19 protein-coding genes and 1 pseudogene are annotated in these 20,931 nt (G+C 63.4%); 6 read left to right on the top strand and 14 right to left on the bottom strand.

Annotated elements, in window-relative coordinates; translation table 11 throughout:
- Positions 1-28: 28 nt before the first annotated feature.
- The 6 genes from ispA to TMS3_RS22995 form a co-directional block, all read right to left on the bottom strand.
- Positions 29-916, bottom strand: coding sequence for a (2E,6E)-farnesyl diphosphate synthase (gene ispA / locus TMS3_RS23020; protein WP_025167660.1), 888 nt, complete (start codon positions 914-916; stop codon positions 29-31).
- On the bottom strand, positions 913-1,155 hold the full coding sequence (locus tag TMS3_RS23015) for an exodeoxyribonuclease VII small subunit (protein ID WP_025167659.1): 243 nt from the start codon (positions 1,153-1,155) through the stop codon (positions 913-915). The genes ispA and TMS3_RS23015 overlap by 4 nt, the downstream gene beginning before the upstream one ends.
- Positions 1,156-1,285: 130 nt before the next feature.
- On the bottom strand, positions 1,286-2,056 hold the full coding sequence (locus TMS3_RS23010; RefSeq protein WP_025167658.1) for a sulfite exporter TauE/SafE family protein: 771 nt from the start codon (positions 2,054-2,056) through the stop codon (positions 1,286-1,288).
- 361 nt (positions 2,057-2,417) lie between these two features.
- The gene (locus TMS3_RS23005; RefSeq protein WP_025167657.1) at positions 2,418-3,170 is read right to left on the bottom strand and encodes a hypothetical protein; all 753 of its coding nucleotides are present in this window, start codon (positions 3,168-3,170) and stop codon (positions 2,418-2,420) included.
- Positions 3,171-3,363: 193 nt separating this feature from the next.
- Complete coding sequence (locus TMS3_RS23000) at positions 3,364-4,752, bottom strand: DUF5666 domain-containing protein (protein ID WP_025167656.1); 1,389 nt, start codon at positions 4,750-4,752, stop codon at positions 3,364-3,366.
- Positions 4,749-5,603 (bottom strand): DUF6502 family protein, encoded by an 855-nt coding sequence (locus TMS3_RS22995; RefSeq protein ID WP_025167655.1) that lies wholly within the window; start codon positions 5,601-5,603, stop codon positions 4,749-4,751. Before TMS3_RS22995 ends, TMS3_RS23000 begins: the two co-directional genes overlap by 4 nt.
- A gap of 290 nt (positions 5,604-5,893) precedes the next feature.
- Here TMS3_RS22995 and TMS3_RS26130 point away from each other — a divergent pair, with 290 nt between their 5' ends.
- On the top strand, positions 5,894-6,490 hold the full coding sequence (locus TMS3_RS26130; protein ID WP_025167654.1) for a hypothetical protein: 597 nt from the start codon (positions 5,894-5,896) through the stop codon (positions 6,488-6,490).
- 502 nt (positions 6,491-6,992) lie between these two features.
- Here the strand turns inward: TMS3_RS26130 and ppa are convergent.
- Positions 6,993-7,520 (bottom strand): inorganic diphosphatase, encoded by a 528-nt coding sequence (gene ppa, locus TMS3_RS22985; protein WP_025167653.1) that lies wholly within the window; start codon positions 7,518-7,520, stop codon positions 6,993-6,995.
- 77 nt (positions 7,521-7,597) lie between these two features.
- A complete protein-coding gene (locus TMS3_RS22980; protein WP_025167652.1) occupies positions 7,598-8,437 on the bottom strand; it encodes a M90 family metallopeptidase in 840 nt (279 codons plus the stop codon).
- A gap of 124 nt (positions 8,438-8,561) precedes the next feature.
- Between TMS3_RS22980 and TMS3_RS22975 the strand changes: the two genes are divergently transcribed.
- Positions 8,562-10,160, top strand: a complete 1,599-nt coding sequence (locus TMS3_RS22975; protein ID WP_025167651.1) for a serine/threonine-protein kinase — start codon at positions 8,562-8,564, stop codon at positions 10,158-10,160.
- Between the two features lie 83 nt (positions 10,161-10,243).
- On the opposite strand, the gene TMS3_RS22970 is transcribed toward TMS3_RS22975, so the two are convergent.
- The 5 genes and pseudogenes from TMS3_RS22970 to TMS3_RS22950 form a co-directional block, all read right to left on the bottom strand.
- The gene (locus TMS3_RS22970) at positions 10,244-10,699 is read right to left on the bottom strand and encodes a GNAT family N-acetyltransferase (RefSeq protein ID WP_025167650.1); all 456 of its coding nucleotides are present in this window, start codon (positions 10,697-10,699) and stop codon (positions 10,244-10,246) included.
- A 136-nt stretch (positions 10,700-10,835) separates the two neighbouring features.
- Entirely contained in the window at positions 10,836-11,705 is an 870-nt protein-coding gene (gene eutC, locus TMS3_RS22965) for an ethanolamine ammonia-lyase subunit EutC (protein ID WP_025167649.1), read from the bottom strand.
- 9 nt (positions 11,706-11,714) lie between these two features.
- Positions 11,715-13,109: an ethanolamine ammonia-lyase subunit EutB gene (locus tag TMS3_RS22960; RefSeq protein ID WP_025167648.1), complete on the bottom strand. Its 1,395-nt coding sequence runs from the start codon at positions 13,107-13,109 to the stop codon at positions 11,715-11,717.
- Between the two features lie 72 nt (positions 13,110-13,181).
- Positions 13,182-14,462 carry an ethanolamine utilization protein EutH gene (gene eutH / locus TMS3_RS22955; protein ID WP_025167647.1) on the bottom strand — a complete coding sequence of 427 codons (1,281 nt, stop codon included), beginning with the start codon at positions 14,460-14,462 and terminating at the stop codon, positions 13,182-13,184.
- 200 nt (positions 14,463-14,662) lie between these two features.
- Positions 14,663-15,632, bottom strand: a pseudogene (locus tag TMS3_RS22950) (aldehyde dehydrogenase family protein).
- 320 nt (positions 15,633-15,952) lie between these two features.
- On the opposite strand from TMS3_RS22950, the gene TMS3_RS22945 reads away from it, so the two are divergent.
- The 4 genes from TMS3_RS22945 to TMS3_RS22930 all read left to right on the top strand — a co-directional run bounded on the left by TMS3_RS22945 (position 15,953) and on the right by TMS3_RS22930 (position 20,522).
- On the top strand, positions 15,953-17,851 hold the full coding sequence (locus TMS3_RS22945; protein WP_025167644.1) for a sigma-54-dependent Fis family transcriptional regulator: 1,899 nt from the start codon (positions 15,953-15,955) through the stop codon (positions 17,849-17,851).
- A gap of 223 nt (positions 17,852-18,074) precedes the next feature.
- Positions 18,075-19,427, top strand: a complete 1,353-nt coding sequence (gene mpl / locus TMS3_RS22940; RefSeq protein WP_025167643.1) for a UDP-N-acetylmuramate:L-alanyl-gamma-D-glutamyl-meso-diaminopimelate ligase — start codon at positions 18,075-18,077, stop codon at positions 19,425-19,427.
- A 149-nt stretch (positions 19,428-19,576) separates the two neighbouring features.
- Positions 19,577-20,209: a flavin prenyltransferase UbiX gene (ubiX, locus tag TMS3_RS22935; RefSeq protein ID WP_025167642.1), complete on the top strand. Its 633-nt coding sequence runs from the start codon at positions 19,577-19,579 to the stop codon at positions 20,207-20,209.
- Positions 20,202-20,522 (top strand): YceK/YidQ family lipoprotein, encoded by a 321-nt coding sequence (locus TMS3_RS22930; RefSeq protein ID WP_051394293.1) that lies wholly within the window; start codon positions 20,202-20,204, stop codon positions 20,520-20,522. Before ubiX ends, TMS3_RS22930 begins: the two co-directional genes overlap by 8 nt.
- Before the next feature lie 17 nt (positions 20,523-20,539).
- Here TMS3_RS22930 and TMS3_RS22925 read toward each other — a convergent pair whose 3' ends face one another.
- Positions 20,540-20,911 (bottom strand): thiol-disulfide oxidoreductase DCC family protein, encoded by a 372-nt coding sequence (locus tag TMS3_RS22925; protein ID WP_025167640.1) that lies wholly within the window; start codon positions 20,909-20,911, stop codon positions 20,540-20,542.
- Positions 20,912-20,931: the final 20 nt, after the last annotated feature.

Raw genomic sequence — 20,931 nt, 5'->3', positions numbered from 1 at the left:
ACCCGAGCGTGGCCTGGATTACCCGAGGCTAGTTGCGGCGTTCGACTATGTAGCGGGCCAGTTCGCGCAGCGGTTCGGCGGCGCTGTCGAACAGACGCAGGGCGTGCAGCGCCTGGTCGCGGAGTTCTTCGGCGTAGGCCTTGGCGGCGTCGAGACCGAGCAGGGCCGGGTAGGTTGGCTTGTGGTTGGCTTGGTCCTTGCCCTGGGTCTTGCCCAGGGTGGCGGTGTCGCTTTCCACATCGAGGATATCGTCCTGCACCTGGAATGCCAGGCCGATGGCCTGGGCATAGGCGTGCAGGGCCCGCAAGCTGCGCTCATCGGCGCGGCCGCTGCTCAGGGCGCCGAGACGCACGCTGGCTTCGATCAGCGCGCCGGTCTTGTGCCGGTGCATGGTTTCCAGCGCCGGTTGGTCGAGTTGCTGGCCGACCGAACCGAGGTCGATGGCTTGGCCGCCGACCATTCCGGCGGGGCCGGCTGCATGTGTCAGGCAGCTGATCATGCTCAGGCGCAGCTCGGCGGGGTGCGGGTTGCAGTGGGCGTCGGCGAGTACCTCGAAGGCCAGACTCTGCAGGCCATCACCGGCGAGAATCGCGACGGCCTCATCGAAGGCTTTATGGGTGGTGGGCTGGCCGCGGCGTAGATCGTCGTCGTCCATCGCCGGTAAATCATCGTGCACCAGGGAGTAAGCGTGGATCAGTTCGACCGCACAGGCCGCGCCATCGGCCTGCTCCGGTTTGCCGCCGAGGGCTTCGCAGGCGGCGTAAACCAGTAGCGGGCGCACCCGCTTGCCACCGTTGATCACGCTGTAACGCATGGCCTGATAAAGCCGGGCCAGTTCCGTGGGAGGGGCCGCAAACAGCTGTTCCAGGGACGCATCGACGCGGCTTTGGCTGCGTGCCTGATAGGCTGCGATCATGCCTGTCGATCCGCGTCGAAGGGGGCTTCCTCCAGCTCGCCATCGCGTTCCAGGAGGATCTGCACCTTTTGCTCGGCTTGGGCCAGGGCGGCCTGGCAGTCGCGGGTCAGGCGGATGCCTTGCTCGAAGGCCGTCAGCGAATCTTCCAGGGTCAGTTCGCCGGTTTCCAGGCGTTCGACCAGGTTCTGCAGATCGGTGAGGGATTGTTCGAAATCGAGCGCAGCTTTTTTACGGGCCATGGCGGGCGTTCTCAGCGGGGTATCGGCGGGCTTGTAACCGGCGCGACACTAGCAGAGCCGCGCCGCTCGGGCAAATCAAGCGGCGGCAGAAAGCGCCTGGCTGGAGGTCGAATAGCGTTCGCTACTCGGCTCAGACCGCGAAATACGTCACCCAGAAGTAATAGCCGGTCATGCCGCTGCCTACTGCAATTACCAGTGCGCGCAACAGCTTGGGCGGCAGGCGTTGGCCGAGGGCACCGCCGGCATAGCCACCGAGGGTGGCGCCGCCCAGCAGTATCGCCAGCTCGTACCAGCTGACACGCCCGGCGACCACGAAGGTGAGGGTGGCAATGCTGTAGATCACCGCGGAAATCAGGTTCTTCAGGGCGTTGGCGCGGGCCAGTGGATGGCCTTCGATGGCGAAGGCCGCCAGCTGCAGGATGCCCATGCCGGCACCGAAATAACCGCCGTAGATCGAGACGCCGATGTGGGCACCGAGCGACCAGGGGCTGTGCGGCGGTTGCGCGGCGGGTGCTCGGCGTGCCGCCAGCGCGCGACTGAGCCAGGGGCTGGCGGCGAACAAGGCGGTGGCCGCCAGCAGCAGCCAGGGGATCAGCCCGCGAAAGATTTCATCGCCGCCGGCCAGCAGTAACAAGCCGCCGAGCAGGCCACCGCAGAGGCCGGCGAGCAACAGCGGTATCAGATAGCGGCCGAGCGGGCGCAGCGAGGCGCGTGCGGCCCAGGCCCCGGCCAGGCTGGCGGGCCACAACGCCACGGCATTGGTGGCATTGGCCGTGACCGGCGGCAAGCCAGCGGCGAGCAGGGCCGGGAAGGAAAAGAAGGTGCCGCCACCCGCCAAAGCATTCATGCCCCCAGCGGCGAAGCCGGCCAGGACCAGTAACAACATATCGAACAGGCTCATGCTGCGATCCGTGCAAAAAGAGCGCAGCTTACGCGTAGCGCCGAAAACGGCCAAGTCGGCCAAGGTGGCGAAGCTTGGCGGCGGTTTCGCCAGCACCGACCAATCTGCGGGCATTAACATGCCGGCTTGTGGGCTTTGAAAAAGCTCCGGCTCAGTTCTGCGGTTCGTGTTGCTAGGCGAACTCCTCAGACGTTTTCCGAGTAGGCTTGCTCAGAAAAAGCGAGAGGGCGCCAAATTTGATCGATTGAGGCTGGGCACTCAAATAGTCGTAATTCGACCTGTTATGGGCTGTTTTATATTTTATATCGTTGATTTATAACGATTTAATTTAAAGTTTTTTGTGCCAAGGCATGCAGGCCATTCAGAACGAGTGACTGAGCAGCAATCCACCGCCGGAGTCGGGGCTGGCATCGGAAAACCCTTTAAGCGCATACAACTGCACCTTCCAGGACGGACTGAGCCTTTGGCTCAGGAACAGGGTGAACTCCTGGATCTCATCGCCATTGGCAGTCACCTTCTGGCGCCAGTCATAAACCGCCCCCACGGAAGTCGCCGGCGCCAGTCGGGTAACCAAGCCGAGCGAGGCGAAAATCGGATCGCGCAAATCAGTGTCCGCGGGGTCGCCGAACTTCTTCCAACCCAGTGTGGCAAAACCACTGATGGCGCCGAAGGCCTGCGCGAGGTCGATCTGGGCGGAGTAATCGGTCTTGCCGGTGCCGAGGCAGTTGTTTTCATCGGCCGTCGGCAGCTTGATCTTGCCGACCAGATCAACCATCAGCCCATTCCCCCGACGGCCGTCCAGCAGCGCGAAACCCGCGCTGGCCACAGTGTCACCCACGCCGCTTTCAACGCTGCCGCAGTCCCCCGCCAAGGGCTCGCCATCCGGCCCCACGGAGGGGTTGGTGATGCGCAGGTACGGGATGGTCAACTTGTAAATCATGGGACCGGTTTCATACTTGGCGATCACCGGGACATACCAGGTCTCGCTGGTGGTCGGGGTGCCATATTTCCCCTGCGAGTAATCGAGCCCTGTCAAAACCGTGAAATCCTCGGCCAGGGCTGGCGCCCCCAGCAACACCAACAGGCCCGGCCAGATCAGGCGAGTGGTTCTCATGGCTACCTCGTGGCTATCCAGATATCGACGTTCACATCGCGCGAGTTGCCCGTCCTGACGGAACCAGCATAGAGCCCGGTGACCCCCGTTTCCCGGTCAGGCAAGTGGGCGACAACCCATTTTGCTCAGCTTAGCCGGATATCTGCTTTCCGCTTGGGCATATGTCAGCCTTCAGCAGCGATCGACTCGATCTTTAGTGGGGGCCGGATCGGTCAACCTTGTCTGGTCGTTCGACGCGTTCAGGCCTGTCTACACGCTCTATGCGTTCAACCCGTTCTGGTTTATCTGCGCGCTCCGGCTTTTCGATTCTCTCGATTCTTTCGATTCGCTCTACCCGCACACCATTCTCGAAAACCTCGATCCGTACTCTGGTTTCCAGGCGGTCATCGGATTCGCGTGTTTCGATCCGCTCGCGACGTTCCAGGTCGCCGGAAGCGGACTCCTGTCTCCTCTCGATTTTCTCCCTCGTCTCGCCATCGTCGTTGCGCTCGCGTGACTCATGGCCGTCCCGGTCGGAGACTTGACTCTCATGCTGCTCGGTTTCTGCCGAAGACGAGCCGTGGCCGGAATCCTGCCGGCTGGAGGCTGCTGGCTGCTCCCGGGTGAATTCAATGTGCTCGGCGCGGATTTCCCGGCCCTTGCCGAACACGCCGCTCACCCGGATACGTTGGTCGACCGCAAGATCGGCGGCCTGCCCGCCGGAATAGGCGGTGCTGCGATCGACATAGGCAGTGAAGCCACCGAACTCAATGCGATCTCCCTGCTGTCCGCGCACCAATCCCTCCACCAGCGCATTACGCACCCGTCCGGCGAAGGGCATGCCAGGATTGCTACGCGTCTGGCTAATATTCAGCTGCCTGCCATCCCAGGTCCCGCGCACCAGCACCTCGGTGCTGGGCGCCAGCGGTTTGCTCAGGAGCAGTCCGTGAAGGTCACCGGCTCGCTCGACAGCACCGATTGCGCTGACCTGCGCCAGGTTCGGTGCCCGATCGATCCGACTGGCAATCACTTCGCCCTGAGCATTACGCAATCCGCTGACCCGCACCGACTCGCCGATGCGCAGCCCTTCGGCCACGCGGGCACCTGGAGCAACGCGAACGGACTGCCCCATCACCCGCAGCGAGGCCGAGTCCGCGGCCCTGTCGGTAATCGGCCCTTCATAGGCATGCAGGATGGCAATGCTGCGCGCCTCCAGGCCTCTGGACGAGGTGCGAGCCTCCACCGCCACGACTTGGCCGATAGCCAGTTGGTGGCTGCTGGCGGGTACGCCGTTCTCGCTGAGCGAAACCTCGCTATCGAAGTGCACTTCCACGCCATTGACGCAGATGGAGCCAAAGCCGGTGATGGTACCCACTATGCCGGTACCACCCATTCCACCGTCATCGGTCGCGCCGGTACCTCCTACGCCACCGTTATCGGCTGGAGCGCCGGTGCCGCCGATACCGCCAGTAGCCACGGCGCCGGTCCCGCCCATGCCGCCCGGTTCAAGACAGGCGGGAGCCGCATTCAGCGCTGGCGATGCAAGCAGGAGCGGACCGCAAATAAAAGCGAAGGCGCACAGGAGGCGAGAGGCAGTACTCATGACGAATTGGCCTTGGTCGGGGTGGAGACTGCTGACGGGCTGGGTTCAGTGTAGAAATAAAGGCCGATAGTGATGCGCTGTCTGGAGGCGGGGGGCGGAACGTCCCGTTCTTCCAGCTCGGCTGCCAGCAGGTTGAGGCCGTTCAGCATCTGCATGCCTTCGACCGCCACGGCTTCACGCAGCTGGGAAACCGCCCAGGGTGACAGGCTGTCGTAGTGCACGCTGCGTTCGAAGAAAGGCGCCCCGGTTTCGGTCAGGTTGTGCACGGCGGCGCAGGCATGATCGTGGAGGTTGTGCCGAAAATAGGCAGCTTTTTCATCAAAGCCCTTTTGCGGAATGAACGCCACCGTCTCCAGGTGGACGCAGTCCTGGTCGTCTATTCGCACAACGCCCAGACGCAGCCACTCGTCCAGCACGACGCGAGCACGGATATCCTTGCTGACCTGAGCCACCAGTGCATCGAATGAACACTCGCCACCCATGCTGGCCAGGCGAGCTATAGGCAGCGGCTGGCCAGGTTGCTTGCAGAACGGCGAGTTGTTCAACCAGACACTGACCAGGTGAGCGCCAAACGAAATGATCTCGGGCAGCGCGACGTCCTGCCCGGCCGTCTTGGCCCGCAGGCGTCTGACATCCTTACGATGCACACCTGTCAGCAGGCTGATCCTGCTGTCGGTCGGGGGGGTGTCGTCGAGGCGAAACTCGCGCTCGGCGACATCAACGAATATGTCCTTGAGCAGATCGGCAAAGCGGGTATAGGTGACCCCCTTTTTGAGCATCAGCCTCACCAGCGGGCGCATGACGTGCTGCAGCGCCGGCAGTAGGGAGGGAGGCAGAGTGGGCAAGTGCATTCAAGGCATTCCTCGAGAACAGTGTCGAGTGGGGAAACTCCCCTGAGCGGTCAGCCCAGCGCTTCGCTCAAGACTCTCGGCAATTGCGCCTCCATCGCCTAGCAGTCCGTTGAAAAACTACTGTACTCGGCTATACAGCGTTGAAATCAGCCTCAAATGCTCATGTACAGCTCGTACGCTGAGCTTTTCGGCCGATTTCGCCTTGCCTAGCCGTCGCTCGCTACATTTTTCAACGGCCTCCTTGAGCACTACGACCGTCTAGGTTAGCGACCCAACGCCACAAAACCCGGATGAGCTCCGGGTTTTGTGAACAACTGAGTGACTGTTCAGACCCCGGTTCGGTCGTCGCCGATATCATGGTCTGGACCATCATCCGCGCCGTGGCCGACACCGTGGACCTCGCCGACGTCATGGTCGGGACCGTCATCTGCGCCGTGGCCGACACCATGGGCCTCGCCGACGTCATGATCGGGACCATCATCCGCACCATGACCGACACCATGCGGTCCGCCGGCCTCGTGATCCGCATCATTGTCATGACCACGTCCGCTGTTCGCACTTCCGGGACCACTGTTGCTACCGTGGCCACCGCCGTCGCCGCCGTGACCTCCTCTGCCATCGCCGTCGCCACCGTGGCCTCTGCCACCACCGTCACCGCCGTGACCACCGCCACCGTGACCGCCGCCGTGACCACCACCACCGCCGTCGCCGCCGTGACCACCACCGTGACCACCACCACCGCCGTCGCCGCCGTGACCACCACCGTGACCACCACCGTGACCACCACCGCCGTCGCCGCCATGACCACCACCACCGCCACCGCTGCCGCCCTCCTTGGCGTACACGCTGGAGAAACTACCGATGTAATCGGGTACCAGGACCGTTGATGCCGACAGGACTCCGCCAATTGCCAGAGCCAGCAAACATTTCTTGAGCAGCATGATGAACCTCCGCTTAGCGTTGCATGGTTACTTGCGTATCAAACGCAGTAACCAGGAAGTTTTCCGTCGCCCAATGGGGCGGCCAGCCAACCAGCGCGGCCATCTATCTGCAGCGAATGTGCAACTGCGGTTTCCGCACGATCCTTCGGAGCCAGTTAGCATTGTTATGTGGGAATTTTTCCCACATCTAGAGATTAGTCCTGTCAGCTAGGGTGTCAACGACCGGCTATCAGGAATAGCCACGCCTGGGGTTACTTGAACCCGAGACCGTAGGCGCACCGCCTCGGTATTTGATACGTCCCCCCGGCAAACCGCTCTAGCGATGGATGTTCAGCCTTTTTGGATGTATCGACTGATTGAAGTGTTTGCTTGCATAGATCCTGCAGGTCGGCTTTTTTCAGGCATAAAAAAGCCGGCTTGTGGCCGGCTTTAAGGGGGAAGTCAGGGCTTATTTTTGGTAAGCCGCAACCGCCTTGATAATTTCGGCACGGGCCGCGTCGGCGTTGCCCCAGCCTTCGACTTTGACCCACTTGCCTTTTTCGAGATCCTTGTAGTTCTCGAAGAAGTGCTTGATCTGCTCGAGCAGCAAGGCTGGCAGGTCGGTGTATTCCTTGACGTCCACGTACAGCTGGCTGAGCTTGTCGTGCGGGACGGCGAGCAGCTTGGCGTCACCACCGGCTTCGTCGGTCATGTGCAGTACGCCAACCGGACGGGCGCGGATTACCGAGCCCGGTGCAACCGGATACGGGGTCACGACCAGCACATCGAGGGCGTCGCCGTCGTCAGCCAGGGTGTTGGGGATGTAGCCGTAGTTGGCCGGGTAGAACATCGGGGTGGCCATGAAACGGTCGACGAACAGGCAGTCGCTGTCCTTGTCGATTTCATACTTGATCGGCGCGTGGTTGGCCGGAATCTCGATCGCGACGTAGATGTCGTTCGGCACGTCTTTACCAGCTGGAATCTTGCTGTAGCTCATGGGGTGACTCCCAGGGGTGGGCCAAAAAAGTGGCGCGATTATAGGCATATTCCCCAGGCGTTGCTACGCCGGGGTGCTTAGCCATTGGTCGTGCAGTGGCCCTCATTGGTTCTAGTGCGGTAGTCGGGGTGGGCGGTTTGTAAGCGTTGCAGGCGCGCCAGTGGGTCTTGTCGGTAGAACAGCTTGAGTTGCGCATACACCGCCGGGAATGCCGCGGCCAGTAGGTCCGGCGCGCTGAAGAAGTACTCGCTGGTCACCGCGAAGAATTCCGCCGGGTCCTCGGCGGCGTAAGGGTCGATGGCGGTGTCCGCCGCGGGGTTGGCGTCCAGTTGCGCGTTGAGCCGGTCATAGGCGCTCTGCATGGCACTGGCCCAGTCGCTGACGCGCATGTCGCGGTGCAGCGGCGGCAAGCCGTTGGCGTCGCCGCCGAGCATGTCCAGCTTGTGTGCCAGCTCGTGGATCACCAGGTTGTAGGCGTCCCAGTCGCCGCTAGCCTGCACGCCGGGCCAGGCAAGGATCACCGGGCCTTGCTGCCAGGCCTCGCCGCTGTGGGCGGCGTCCCACTCGTGCACCACGCCACTGGCGTCGCGGTGGCGTTGCGGGCTGAGGAAGTCGTCCGGGTAGAGGACAATTTCATGAAAACCGCGGTACCAGTCGCGCTCGGCCAAATGCAGCAGCGGCAGTTCGGCTTGCGCCGCGAGCGTCAGGCGCGCCAGTTCATCCAGTTCGACGCCGGGCAGGGCGGTGAGGTGTTTGTGATGCAGGAATAACTGCGCGCGCTCACGCAAGCGCTGGTCTTCAGTCTCGTCCAAGCCATCGAGCAGAGGCAGGTGTTGGCGCACTGCGGCCCAGGTCGCGGGGCTGATGGGGTGGCGGGCAAGGATGCGCCGGCGGCGCCAGGCGCGGAGCGACCACATGGCTATTCGACTCAGGTTGGTGGGCTACTCACCTTAAAGCCTGGTCCGGGCAGGCGACAAGCGGCGGCGAGTCGGCATAAAGGCTGCAACGCTCTGGGCGGTCACGTCCTGGGGAGTGCTCGCGATGTCGATAGAACGTATGGAACATCCCGCCGTCAGCCTGGTACAGGGCCATGGTCTCGACCTGCCGTGCCAGGCGGCGCGGACTCGGGCGAGTTGGCTGGCCGGCCGCCAGGGGCGTGCGCCGGTGCTGTTGGTGGCGCTGCTATGGGCGCGCGATTGCCCCGAAGTGGTGCAGCGCCTGGAGCGTTACCTGGATCAAGTGTTCGCCGACTATCGCTGCACGCCGCAAGGCTGGAGTGAAGTGCAGGCGGCGCGTCAGGTCCTGGCGGCGCTCAACCAACGCCTATTTTTTCGCCAGCAAACAGGCCGCAGCATTCCTCAGTTGAACGCCGGGCTGTTGCTGGTGCAGGGTGACGAGGTGCAGTTTCTCCAGGCCGGCGCGATTGGCCTGCTGCGCTACCAGACCAGCGGCTTACAGAGTCTGGTCGGGCGCGACGGCCTGCATCTGGGGATGCAGGCCGAGCTGGCATTGGTGCAGCACCGGTTGCCGTTGAACCAGGGTGAGGCGTTGCTGCTGGCGCCCCAGCCATTGCTCGCTGTAGCCGATTTGCAGGCCTTCCACACGCAGTGCGAGGCGCTCAGCGTGGCCCACCTGCCGGCATTGTTGGCGCCGCTGCTGAGCGCGCCCGGCGCCGCGGTACTGCTCCTGCCGGGCGCAGCAGACAGCCCGCCACCCGCTACCGAGCGGGAGCAGTGGCCGGCGTTGTCCGAAGCGGTGGCGGGGATGCAGCTGGATGGCTGGACCTTGCTCAGTGGCTGTGCGTTCGGCCCGCCGGGACGGGTGTTCAAGGCCCGTGACAGGGCAGGGTGCGAGGCGTTGTTGTGGCTGGCCGAGGAGGCGGCCGATGAGGCCTTCTGGCAGCGCGAATGGGCCTTGCGCCGCAGCCCGGTGGCCAGCTTGCCGCAAGTGTTGTCGTCGCACCAGCCACGTCAGCATGCGTTCTTGCTGTTCGAGTTGCCCGCGCCGGGAATGCGCAGCCTCAACGACTGGGCGGCGGCGCATGCGCCGCTGGATGGACAAAGCCTGCTGGCCTTGCTCGACCAATTGATCGCGGCGGTGCGGGCGTTGCAGCGTCGGGGTATGCAAGGGCTGTGGTTGAGCCCGCGGCATATTCTGGTTGGCGACGGCGGCCGTTTGCTGTTGTTGCCCGAGTATGCCGCGCTTTTACCGGGCGTACCCCGGCAACGCTTACCCGCTGAGGCGATTCCGCTGGCGCCGGAGTTGCGCGGCGAGGGGCGGGTGGATGGTCGCGCCGATCAGTTCGCCGTGGCGGCGCTGAGCTACTGGTTGCTCTGCGGCCGTTGGCCGGAAATCGCCTGTCCAGAGGGCGGTGCCCAGAGTCGCTATGTGTCTTTGGCCTCTTGCGCCGGTTACTTGCCGGCGGGCTGGGATGGCGTGTTGGCGCGAGCCCTGGCGCCGCAGCCTAGCGCTCGATTCGAGGCCTTGTCGGAGTTTCGCCAGGCCTTGCAGCACCCGTTGCAGCATTCCGTGGGGTTGGCGCGTGCATATAGTTGGCGCCAACGGCGCTGGCAGCTGGCACTGTTGGCCACGCTAACAGCGCAATTACTGCTCGGCTTGTGGCTCAGCCTGAGCGGCTAAGCGACTGCTGCACATGGTTGGCCCTCGGTGGTTCAGCCAAGTGCAGCCCAGGACGTCGCGCTCTACATCTTTCAACGGACTGTTTAGTCGCCGTTAATTGGCAGCACGTAGTTCTTGAACTGTTCGTCTTCGACGAAGCCGATGGACTCGTACACCTTCTGCGCCACGTCGTTATCGCGGCTGGTGGCGACGCGCATGCGCACGGCGTTGGTCTCTTTGGCCATCTTCTTGGCGGTTTGCAGCAGGCGGTCAGCGACCAGTTGCCGACGCGCGTCTTCGGCGACATAGATGTCGTTGAGAATCCACACGCGCCTGAGCGACAGCGAAGAGAAACTCGGGTAGAGCTGGCAGAAGCCGAGCAGCTTGTCTTCGTCATCGGCCAACGCCAGGTAAATCACCGACTCTTTGCGGCGCAGGCGGGTTTCCAGAAACTTGCGCGAGGAGTCGGGGTAGGGCAACTCGTCATAAAACTCACGGTATTTGACGAACAGCGGGGTCAGCAGGTCCAGGTGTTCCAGGGTGGCTTGGACTATGCGCATGGCGGGCCTCGGCTTCTATTGGCTGGATTGGCGGCGCAGGGGCTATGCCTGCGAATACTCGATGCTGCCTAAAGCATTTTGAATACGCAATCCAAGCAAGCGTTTGATTAGGCGGCTGATCGCTACGCGGGGGACCTTAAGCGTCCTCCGCGGCGGTCAGGGGCTCGGCGAGCAGAAAATTACGCGGCCCGTTCGTGGAGATGCCTGACGCGAGGTCCGGCACATCTGCCTCGTCTTTCAGGCTGACCCCTGACAACTGTCGACGACAGGCCTCACGCATCAGATACAGCAGGCGATGCGCGGCCATGGCGTAGCTCAGGCCTTCCAGGCGCACGTTGGAGATGCAGTTGCGGTAGGCGTCGGTCAAACCGACTCTGGGCGCATAGGTGAAGTACAGGCCGAGGCTGTCCGGCGAACTCAGGCCGGGGCGCTCTCCGATCAAAATCACCACCATGCGTGCCCCGAGCAGCTCGCCCACCTCATCGGCCACCGCGACCCGCCCTTGTTCCACCAGTACCACGGGCGACAGCGACCAGCCCTCGGCGCACGTCTGTTCTTCCAGGCGCGCGAGAAAGGGCAGGGTATGGCGGTGCACGGCCAGCGCCGAGAGCCCGTCGGCCACCACGATGGCCAGGTCGACCCCGCCGGGATGGGCCTGCGCGTAGTCCCGTAGCTGATGAGCCGAGGCCGGGTCCAGGCGTCGGCCCAAGTCAGGGCGCTGCAGGTAACTGTTGCGGTCAGCGGCGGCGCTGTGCAGCAGCAGACTGGCGCGCCCGCGCTCGGCCAGCGCACTGCTCAGGGCCGCATGGTCGAACGCCAGGTGCACGGCATCGCGCGCCTGGGCGTGGGCATATTGGAAGTCCAGTTGTGCGTTGGTCGGCAGGCTACTGCCGGCGCGGCCGAGGGCGATCCGCGCACTGGTCAGGCGGCGCAGTTCCTGCCAGGGGTTATGGGTCGCGCCGCAGGTGCCCGGTTGGCGCTCTTGTTCGAGTTCGATGTACTGCATAGGAATTCCTTAGACCAGTTGCGCCAGCGCCAGGCGGAATGCTGGCGGTAGTTGCTCGCCGAAGCGAACGCGGCCATCGTCCTGGGTGAAGATGCCCATGCGTTGCAGCCAGGCCTCGAACTCCGGTGCCGGTTTCAGGCCGAGCGTCTGCCGTGCATAGAGCGCGTCATGGAACGAGGTGGTCTGGTAGTTGAGCATGATGTCGTCGGAGCCGGGGATGCCCATGATGAAGTTGATGCCGGCCACGCCCAGGAGCGTCAGCAGCGTGTCCATGTCGTCCTGATCGGCTTCGGCGTGGTTGGTGTAGCAAATGTCGCAGCCCATTGGCACGCCGAGCAACTTGCCGCAAAAGTGATCCTCCAGTCCGGCGCGGATGATCTGCTTGCCGTTATAGAGGTATTCCGGGCCGATAAAACCAACCACGGTGTTGACCAGAAACGGCTTGAAGTGGCGCGCCACCGCGTAGGCGCGGGTCTCGCAGGTCTGCTGGTCGAGGCCGTGATGGGCGTTGGCCGACAGGGCGCTGCCCTGGCCGGTTTCGAAGTACATCAGGTCATTGCCGAGGGTGCCGCGTTTCAGCGAAAGCCCGGCGTCGTAACCCTCCTGCAGAATCTGCAGGTTGATACCGAAGCTGGCGTTTGCGGCTTCAGTTCCGGCGATCGACTGGAACACCAGGTCCAGCGGTACGCCGCGGTTGATCGCCTCGATCGAGCTGGTGACGTGGGTGAGCACGCAGGACTGGGTCGGAATCTCGAAGCGCTGGATGACGCCGTCGAGCATCTTCAGCATCTCGCAGATCGAGGCGATGCTGTCGGTGGCCGGGTTGATGCCGATCATGGCGTCGCCATTACCGTACAGCAGCCCGTCGAGGATGCTTGCGGCGATCCCCGCCGGTTCGTCGGTCGGGTGGTTCGGTTGCAGGCGGGTGGATAGACGGCCGCGCAGACCGAGGGTGTTGCGAAAGCGGGTGACCACGCGAATCTTCTGTGCCACCAGTACCAGATCCTGCACGCGCATGATCTTCGACACGGCAGCGACCATTTCGGGGGTCAGTCCCGGGGCGAGCGCGCGCAGACTGTGCTCGTCGGCAGCATCGCTGAGCAGCCAGTCGCGAAAGCCACCGACGGTCAGGTGACTGACCGGTGCAAAGGCTTGTTTGTCGTGAGTATCAATGATCAGCCGGGTGACTTCGTCGCTCTCGTAGGGAATCAGCAGTTCTTGCAGGAAATGTTTGAGTTCGATGTTGGCCAGGGTCATCTGCGCCGCGACCCGCTCGCCATCGTTGAGCGCCGCGACGCCGGCCAGAAAGTCTCCGGAACGGGCCGGGCTGGCTTTGGCCATGACCTCCTTGAGGTCGTCGAAGCGGTAGGTCTGGACGCCTGCGGTATGGGAAAAACTTGCCATCTCGTCTCCGATTCAAATGGGAGGCTGCGCTGCCGAGCACAGACGTCGGCAGCGCACCTTAACGCAGCGGACTCAGGCGGTTGCTTTGTCACCGACCGGCAGGCTGTTGTCGGGCACTGGCAAGTCCAGATATTCGCCTTTGGTAATGATCCCGGCGGCCCGGTCTTGCGCCTCAAGTTGCAGGGCCTTGGGCACCGAGAGCCAGTACGCCAGACCGACGGCGATAAAGCCTGCACTTATCTTGCCAATCAGTACCGGCAGAATGATGGTCGGCTGGAAGTTGGCGGTGAACGACAAGTGATCGCCCAGCAGGAAGGCGGCGCAGACAGCAAACGCGATGTTGACCACTTTGTCCTTCGGCGGCATGAACCGCACCAGACGGAACATCGCAAGAATGTTGGCGATGGTCGCCAGCATGCCGGCGCTGCCGGCCGCAGTCAGGCCGATTTTCGATCCGAGGTTTTCCAGCGGTTGGCCGAGGTATTTACGCAGCAGATAAACCATCGGGAACGCACCGGCCAGCATGATGCCGATGTAACCGGCAGTTTCCAGTGCGCGGGCCTGGTCTTCGGCGTCGGCGATGATCGGGTGGAAGCCCCAGCCACCGAACACCAGGGTAAAGACCCCGGTGAAGTATTCGACGATGGAGAACACCAGCACCAGTTTGATCGCCGCGTCCATGGCCCGACCGAAGATGATGAAGCCCTTGATCATCATGTCTGGCAAGAAGCGCAGGCCAAGGGCCAGGGCGACCACGAAGATCAGGATCGGTAGCAGATTGGAGAAAATGCTGCTCAAGCCCAGTGCCAGTTGATAGGTGGCCTCGCCATTGGTGGCTACCAGGTCACGTACCAGAGGGTTGCTGAACGCCAGAAGCAGGCTGGCGATCAACACGCCCAGCGGGATGGTCAGGATGCCCGACATGATGCCCAGCGCCATGTATTTATGGTCGCGCTTGTCAAGCATCGCCAGGCCCATCGGGATCGAAAAGACGATGGTGGCACCGCCCATGAATCCCGTGATCAGTGCCATCACCAGTGCTTCCTTGCTGGCGGCGAGTGCCGAGGCCAGCTGATAACCGCCCATGTCTGACGCGATGATCATGGTCGCCGCCAGCGCCGGGTCGGCGCCGAGCGAGCCGAAGAATGGACCGAAGACTTTCTCGATTACCACCGTCAGGTAGGGGATGGAGGCCATGATGCCCGCCGCCGGCACGAAGATGTAGCCGGTGGAGTGGATACCCTCCATGAATTCTTTACCAAGCCCTTCTTCGCTGTTGTGAATGGCAGCGAACGCGCCAAGTACGGCGCAGAACATGATGAGATAGAGCACGTAATTGCCAATCTGGTCCATGGTTGTGTCCCGGGTTATTGTTGTTTTTGTTGAAACCGCACGCTTCATCTGCGCCTGCTGACGCGATGCTCTCGAGGGGCTGCGATCTGCATCAGCCTATTTGGCAGGCAGAGTGGTGCCGAATTGGCGCGCGTAAGGTTGAGCTGAGTAGGCCAGGCTATCAAGCGCCTCCCGGCGACCGCAGTCGCCGGGAGGAACGATCAGAAGAAGCCCAGTGGGTTGGTGTCGTAGCTGATCAACAGGTTCTTGGTCTGCTGATAGTGGTCGAGCATCATCTTGTGGGTTTCGCGGCCGACGCCGGACTTCTTGTAGCCACCGAACGCGGCGTGCGCCGGGTACAGGTGATAGCAGTTGGTCCATACCCGTCCGGCCTTGATCGCCCGGCCCATGCGGTAGGCGCGGTTGATGTCGCGGGTCCACAGGCCGGCGCCGAGGCCGAACTCGGTGTCGTTGGCAATCGCCAGGGCTTCGGCTTCATCNNCCGGGTAGATGGATTCCTGCACCAGTGCCCGCGATGGGCAGGTGCACACCTCGCCCTGATTGAAGAAGGCCAGCACCAGGCCTTCGGCGGCCTTCTCGATGAACTCCGGCTCGGCCTGCATGATGTCTTCGAAGAAGATGTTCGGCGACTTGCCGCCCAGCTCGACGGTGCTCGGAATGATGTTCTCGGCGGCGCACTTGAGNNATGATCTGCCCGACCACGCCCAGCGGTTCGTGGAAGTGATAGGCGGCGGTGTGTTCGTCGATCTCGGCGGCGCTGCCTTCCTGGGCGCGGATGCAACCGGCGTAATAACGGAAGTGATCGGCGGCCAGCGGCACGTCGGCGTTCAGCGTCTCGCGCACCGCCTTGCCGTTGTCCCAGGTTTCGGCCACGGCCAGCAGTTCGAGGTTGGCTTCGATACGGTCGGCAATTTTCAGCAGCACCAGCGAGCGATTCTGCACCGAGGTCTTGCCCCAGGCATCGGCGGCGGCATGGGCGGCATCCAGGGCCAGCTCGATATCTTCGGCGCTGGAACGGGGAAACTCACCGATCAGCGAGGCATCGACCGGACTGGTGTTGCTGAAGTACTGCCCCTTGAGCGGCGCGACAAACTCGCCACCGATGAAGTTGCCGTAGCGCGGCTTGAGATTGATAACAGCGCCTGGTGTTCCGGGTTTTGCGTAGATCATGGTGATGCTCCTGGCTCTTGTGCTTATTGGGGAGTGCAGCGCTGCTGCGCTTGTAAAACCCTAGAGCAAGGGGCGGGCCAGGCTGATGAAAGTGTCGTGCTAGAGCTGTCGAACTAGAATCTGAAAGGTCTCATCCGAAAGTACTGTCGCGACTTAGGTACAGTCGGGGGTGACACTCTGTCACGCTGCCGGTACAGCCCCTGGCTCGCTGGTCTGCGCGGCGTTGCAATGCCGCCTGAGCTGGTGGATGCTGCGCCGTTGCGGGTGTCTCGCCAGGGCACGGGTTGCCTACCGCCACCCCGTAGCGGAGAACAATAAAAATGCACAATCATCTGAGTCGCCACGCCCAGCAGGTGCTGACCGTGGCACAGGGCAAGGCGCAAGTCGCCGGCCCGGCCGCCGATCCCTCGGTTGCGCGTTCCTGGCTGCGCTGCCTGGAACAGCACCACCTCGACCCTGCGCAATCAATGGCGCCTGCGGTGCTCGAACACGCGCGCATGCTCGAGCGCCGCGAACAGCTGCAGCTGGTGCTGGAGATTTCCAGCGACGAGATGAACAGCCTGTTTCGCCAACTGGCCGGCTCCGGGCACGCAGTGCTGCTCACCGATGCCCGTGGGCTGATCCTCAATTGCGTCACCGAAGCGGCGGAACAGCGCACGTTCGAGCAGGCCGGCCTATGGCTCGGCGCCGACTGGAGCGAGGCCTGCGAGGGCACCAACGGCATCGGCACCTGCCTGGTCGAGCGCCAGCCGCTGGCCATCCACCAGAACGAGCATTTTCGCAGCCGCCATACCGGATTGACCTGCTCGGCCAGCCCGGTGTTCGACCCGCATGGCGAGCTGCTGGCGGTGCTCGATGTATCCTCGGCACGCCACGACGTGTCGCGGCAGAGCCAGTTCCACACCATGGCCCTGGTCAATCTGTCGGCCAAGGCCATCGAGGGCTGCCACTTCCTGCGCAGTTATGAGGGTGAGTGGCTGCTGCGTTTCCATGCTCAGGCCGAATATATTGGCCAGTTCAGTGAGGGCCTGCTGGCATTCGATGGTGATGGTCGGGTCCGTGCGGTGAATCAGAGCGCGATTAACCTGCTCGGCCTGGCCCGTCAGCGTCTGCTCGGGCGCACTCTGGTGGAGATTTTCGACTGCCGTCTGGATGACTTGCTTGGCCGTGCCTCGCTGCAGCCCAGCGCCAGTTGGCCGCTGTATACCCAGCGCGGTCAGCTGCTTTTTGCCATGCTCCGCGGTCAGGCGCGGCGCAGTCCGCAAGCTCAAGGTGGGCAAACCTTGGCGACCCCCGGGCTGTGCCTGGCCGATGCGGACCTGCAGAACGACTTTCGCCGCGCCCTGCGGGTTTACGAGCGCGATGTGCCGCTGCTGATCGGCGGCGAAACCGGTACCGGCAAGGAGGCTTTCGCCAAGGCGCTGCATCAGGTCAGCTCGCGCGGCGGCAAACCCTTCGTCGCACTGAACTGCGCGGCGATTCCGGAGAGCCTGATCGAGAGCGAACTGTTCGGCTACCGCGGTGGCAGTTTTACCGGGGCGCGCAAGGAGGGTATGCGCGGCAAGCTGCAACAGGCAGACGGTGGCACCCTGTTTCTCGATGAAATCGGCGACATGCCGCTGGCGCTGCAGACCCGTCTGTTGCGCGTGCTCGAGGAGCGTCAGGTGGAACCCATCGGTGGTGAGGTACAGACCATCGATGTGCGAGTGATCAGTGCCAGCCATCGCGACCTGGTTGAACAAGTGGCCGCCGGGCAATTTCGCGAAGACCTGTTCTATCGTCTCAATGGCCTGGTCCTGCAGCTGCCCCCGCTGCGCGAACGCAGCGACAAGCTGCAGCTGCTCCAGCACCTGCTCGGCGAGGAGGCCCGTGGCCAGCTGGTACACCTGGAAGATCGGGCGCAGCAGACCCTGCTCGACTACCACTGGCCGGGCAATGTGCGGCAGTTGCGCAATGTGCTGCGCACCCTGGTGGCGCTGTGTGAAGACGGCGTCATTCGCCATGCCGAACTGCCGATGGAAATTCGCCGCCTGCCGGCCCTGAGCGGCGCGAGCGAAAGCCCCGACTCCGCCCCACTCGACGACGCCGAACGTGTGGCGTTGCTCAAGGTCCTGGAGGCTCAATATTGGCATATGACGCGTAGCGCAGAGCAGTTGGGTATCAGCCGCAACACCCTGTACCGCAAGCTGCGCAAGCATGCGATCGAGCGCCCGCAGTAGCGCGACGGTACCTCCCGCTCCGGCTCTCTACAGGGTGCGTGCAGGCGCTGGTGCGCCGGCTCCTCTCCAGGGTGTTTATTCGTATGAGCGGGTCTGAAAGTGCGGCGCGGCGGAGGCAATCATTCTCCCGTCGCGTGATGCTCCGCGGCTCCCGCGCGCGAGTCGCTGTGCTAATCTGCCGCCAGGATTTTCGGGCCTCGGCTGCCCGTCTCAGAGGTCATTCATGCACATCCATATTCTCGGCATCTGCGGCACCTTCATGGGCTCGCTGGCCGTTCTCGCCAAGGAGTTGGGGCACCGGGTGACCGGCTCCGACGCCAATGTCTACCCGCCCATGAGCACTCAGTTGCAGGCCCAGGGCATCGAACTGACCCAGGGCTATGACCCTGCGCAACTTGACCCGGCACCGGATCTGGTGGTGATCGGCAATGCCCTGTCGCGCGGCAATCCGGCGGTGGAGCATGTGCTGAATAAAGGCCTGGCCTATGTCAGCGGCCCGCAGTGGCTGGCCGACCATGTGCTGCAGGGGCGCTGGGTGCTGGCGGTGGCCGGTACCCACGGCAAGACCAGCAGCAGCAGCATGCTGGCCTGGGTGCTGGAGCACGCGGGCATGAGCCCGGGCTTTCTGATCGGCGGGGTGCCGCAGAACTTCGGCATCTCCGCCCGCCTGGGCGGCACGCCGTTCTTCGTGGTCGAGGCCGACGAGTACGACAGTGCCTTCTTCGACAAGCGTTCGAAGTTCGTCCATTACCGCCCGCGCACGGCGATCCTCAATAATCTTGAGTTCGATCACGCGGACATCTTTGCGGATCTTGCGGCCATCGAGCGGCAATTTCATCACCTGGTGCGGACCATTCCCGGCGACGGCCTGATCATTCATCCCTCCAGCGAAAGCGCTTTGCAGCGAGTCATTCAGATGGGCTGCTGGACCCCGGTGCAAACCACCGGCGCCGGCGGTCAGTGGCAGGCGAGTCTGCTCAGCGAGGACGGCTCGCGCTTCGAGGTGAGTTTCGCCGGCAAGGTCGAAGGTGTGGTCGATTGGCAGTTGACCGGCCAGCACAACGTCGCCAATGCCCTGGCTGTACTCGCGGCGGCGCGGCATGTCGGCGTGGTGCCGACCCAGGGCATCGCTGCGTTGGGCGAGTTCAAGAACGCCAAGCGGCGCATGGAGAAGGTTGCCGAGGTCAACGGCGTGACGATTTACGACGACTTCGCGCACCACCCGACCGCCATCGCCACCACCCTCGACGGACTGCGCAAGCGTATCGGCAGTGCGCAGTTGATCGCAGTGGTTGAGCCGCGCTCCAACTCGATGAAGCTCGGCGCCCACCGCGATGGCTTGCCGGAGTCGGTGCAGCAGGCCGACTCGGTGTACTGGTACGCGCCGGCCAACCTCGGCTGGGATCTGGCCGCCACGGTGGCCTCGTCGAGCGTGCCGACCCAGGTCTGCGATTCGCTGGAGGCGATCATCGAAGGGGTCAAGGCCCAGGCGACGCCAGGCACCCAGGTGGTGATCATGAGCAACGGCGGTTTCGGCGGCCTGCACGGCAAACTGGCCAAGGCCCTGGCTGAATGAAAAGCGAAAATTCGCACGCAATGCGTCGTGAGCGCAGGTTAGGCAAGGCAGAAACCTGCGAAGAAGCGGAGTTTACTTCGAGTAAATGAGCATTTTGAACAGGTTTTCAACGCGGCATAACCAAGCGCAACAGCATTAAGGGTGAATTTATGAGTGGACCGGATCGCGTGACCTTGGCCATGACCGGCGCTTCGGGCGCGCAATATGGCCTGCGCCTGCTCGACTGCCTGGTGCAGGAAGAACGCGAGGTGCACTTTCTGATCTCCAAGGCGGCCCAGTTGGTGCTGGCCACCGAGACCGATGTGACCCTGCCGGCCAAGCCGCAGGCCATGCAGGCGTTTCTCAGCGAGTACACCGGCGCCGCGCCGGGACAGATTCGGGTGTACGGCAAGGAAGACTGGATGGCCCCGGTGGCCTCCGGCTCTGGGGCGCCGAGCGCCATGGTGGTGGTGCCCTGTTCGACCGGCACCCTGTCGGCGATCGCCACGGGCGCCTGCAACAACCTGATCGAGCGCGCCGCGGACGTGGCGCTGAAAGAGCGCCGTCAGTTGATTCTGGTGCCGCGCGAGGCACCGTTCTCCAGCATTCACCTGGAGAACATGCTCAAACTGTCCAATCTCGGCGCCACCATCCTGCCGGCGGCGCCGGGCTTCTACCACCAGCCGCAGACCATCGACGACTTGATCGACTTCGTCGTCGCGCGCATCCTCAACTGCCTGGACGTGCCGCAGGACATGCTGCCGCGCTGGGGCGAGCATCATCAGGTGAGCGTCGATGATTGATCGGGGCCGGCCGCGGCGTCGGGTCTGTAAGGGGTTGACGCTGCTGCTGCTGGCGCTAGGTCTGCTCGGCGGCTGCGCCAGCGTGCGCACCCTGGATGCGGCCAAGCCCGGTGCGCCGCTCCTCTATTCCGGCACGCGGCTGGACTGGTATGCGCTGAATGGCGGCTGTTGCCCGCTGGATCGTTTCGGCGCGGAGGCGCCCAAGTATGCGGCGCTGGATCTGCCCGCCAGTGCGCTGCTGGATACCTTGTTGCTGCCGTTTTCCATCGCCGCCGAACTGGGCCTGCACCTCGGCGTCAGCGGCGGTCTGTAGCTCTCGGGTGCGCGGACTTACCAATGCCGCTTGCGGCGGTTCCAGCTATACAGCGCGCGGGCGAACAGGTTGTAGCTCCAGCGCGCCAGCCCATGCAGGCCGGGCAGGCGCAGCAGCCGGCCTAGCCAGTGTTGGCCCTGGGTGCGCTGGAACAAGGCGCTAAAGGCGTCGACGCCGATCTTGATCTGGCCCTGCTCATCCTTGAGGTACAGGCGCTCGCGCACCTGCTCCAGTTCCGCGCCCAGCTCTTCGACCGCCGCGGGGTTCCGCTGCACGTCGATCCACTCGACTGGGCAGCTGTCCGTTGCCTGCATGCGTCGGCGCTGGCTCTCGATGCCAGCGTTACACACCGGGCAGGCGCTGTTGTAGAAGACTCTGAGCTGGCTCATGGCGTACCGCCGCTAGGTGT

Origin of the sequence: Pseudomonas taeanensis MS-3 (genome assembly GCF_000498575.2) — a bacterium.
In the GTDB taxonomy this organism is placed as follows: domain Bacteria; phylum Pseudomonadota; class Gammaproteobacteria; order Pseudomonadales; family Pseudomonadaceae; genus Aquipseudomonas; species Aquipseudomonas taeanensis.
The sequence above is the reverse complement of the archived record's forward strand: the minus strand, read 5'-3'. Positions and strand labels throughout refer to the sequence as shown.

Excerpts from the sequence above, each read along its gene's own strand:
- ispA (WP_025167660.1), bottom strand. The coding sequence starts at position 916 with ATGATCGCAGCCTATCAGGCACGCAGCCAAAGCCGCGTCGATGCGTCC.
- TMS3_RS23015 (WP_025167659.1), bottom strand. The coding sequence starts at position 1,155 with ATGGCCCGTAAAAAAGCTGCGCTCGATTTCGAACAATCCCTCACCGAT.
- TMS3_RS23010 (WP_025167658.1), bottom strand. The coding sequence starts at position 2,056 with ATGAGCCTGTTCGATATGTTGTTACTGGTCCTGGCCGGCTTCGCCGCT.
- TMS3_RS23005 (WP_025167657.1), bottom strand. The coding sequence starts at position 3,170 with ATGAGAACCACTCGCCTGATCTGGCCGGGCCTGTTGGTGTTGCTGGGG.
- TMS3_RS23000 (WP_025167656.1), bottom strand. The coding sequence starts at position 4,752 with ATGAGTACTGCCTCTCGCCTCCTGTGCGCCTTCGCTTTTATTTGCGGT.
- TMS3_RS22995 (WP_025167655.1), bottom strand. The coding sequence starts at position 5,603 with ATGCACTTGCCCACTCTGCCTCCCTCCCTACTGCCGGCGCTGCAGCAC.
- TMS3_RS26130 (WP_025167654.1), top strand. The coding sequence starts at position 5,894 with ATGAGCTCCGGGTTTTGTGAACAACTGAGTGACTGTTCAGACCCCGGT.
- ppa (WP_025167653.1), bottom strand. The coding sequence starts at position 7,520 with ATGAGCTACAGCAAGATTCCAGCTGGTAAAGACGTGCCGAACGACATC.
- TMS3_RS22980 (WP_025167652.1), bottom strand. The coding sequence starts at position 8,437 with ATGTGGTCGCTCCGCGCCTGGCGCCGCCGGCGCATCCTTGCCCGCCAC.
- TMS3_RS22975 (WP_025167651.1), top strand. The coding sequence starts at position 8,562 with ATGTCGATAGAACGTATGGAACATCCCGCCGTCAGCCTGGTACAGGGC.
- TMS3_RS22970 (WP_025167650.1), bottom strand. The coding sequence starts at position 10,699 with ATGCGCATAGTCCAAGCCACCCTGGAACACCTGGACCTGCTGACCCCG.
- eutC (WP_025167649.1), bottom strand. The coding sequence starts at position 11,705 with ATGCAGTACATCGAACTCGAACAAGAGCGCCAACCGGGCACCTGCGGC.
- TMS3_RS22960 (WP_025167648.1), bottom strand. The coding sequence starts at position 13,109 with ATGGCAAGTTTTTCCCATACCGCAGGCGTCCAGACCTACCGCTTCGAC.
- eutH (WP_025167647.1), bottom strand. The coding sequence starts at position 14,462 with ATGGACCAGATTGGCAATTACGTGCTCTATCTCATCATGTTCTGCGCC.
- TMS3_RS22945 (WP_025167644.1), top strand. The coding sequence starts at position 15,953 with ATGCACAATCATCTGAGTCGCCACGCCCAGCAGGTGCTGACCGTGGCA.
- mpl (WP_025167643.1), top strand. The coding sequence starts at position 18,075 with ATGCACATCCATATTCTCGGCATCTGCGGCACCTTCATGGGCTCGCTG.
- ubiX (WP_025167642.1), top strand. The coding sequence starts at position 19,577 with ATGAGTGGACCGGATCGCGTGACCTTGGCCATGACCGGCGCTTCGGGC.
- TMS3_RS22930 (WP_051394293.1), top strand. The coding sequence starts at position 20,202 with ATGATTGATCGGGGCCGGCCGCGGCGTCGGGTCTGTAAGGGGTTGACG.
- TMS3_RS22925 (WP_025167640.1), bottom strand. The coding sequence starts at position 20,911 with ATGAGCCAGCTCAGAGTCTTCTACAACAGCGCCTGCCCGGTGTGTAAC.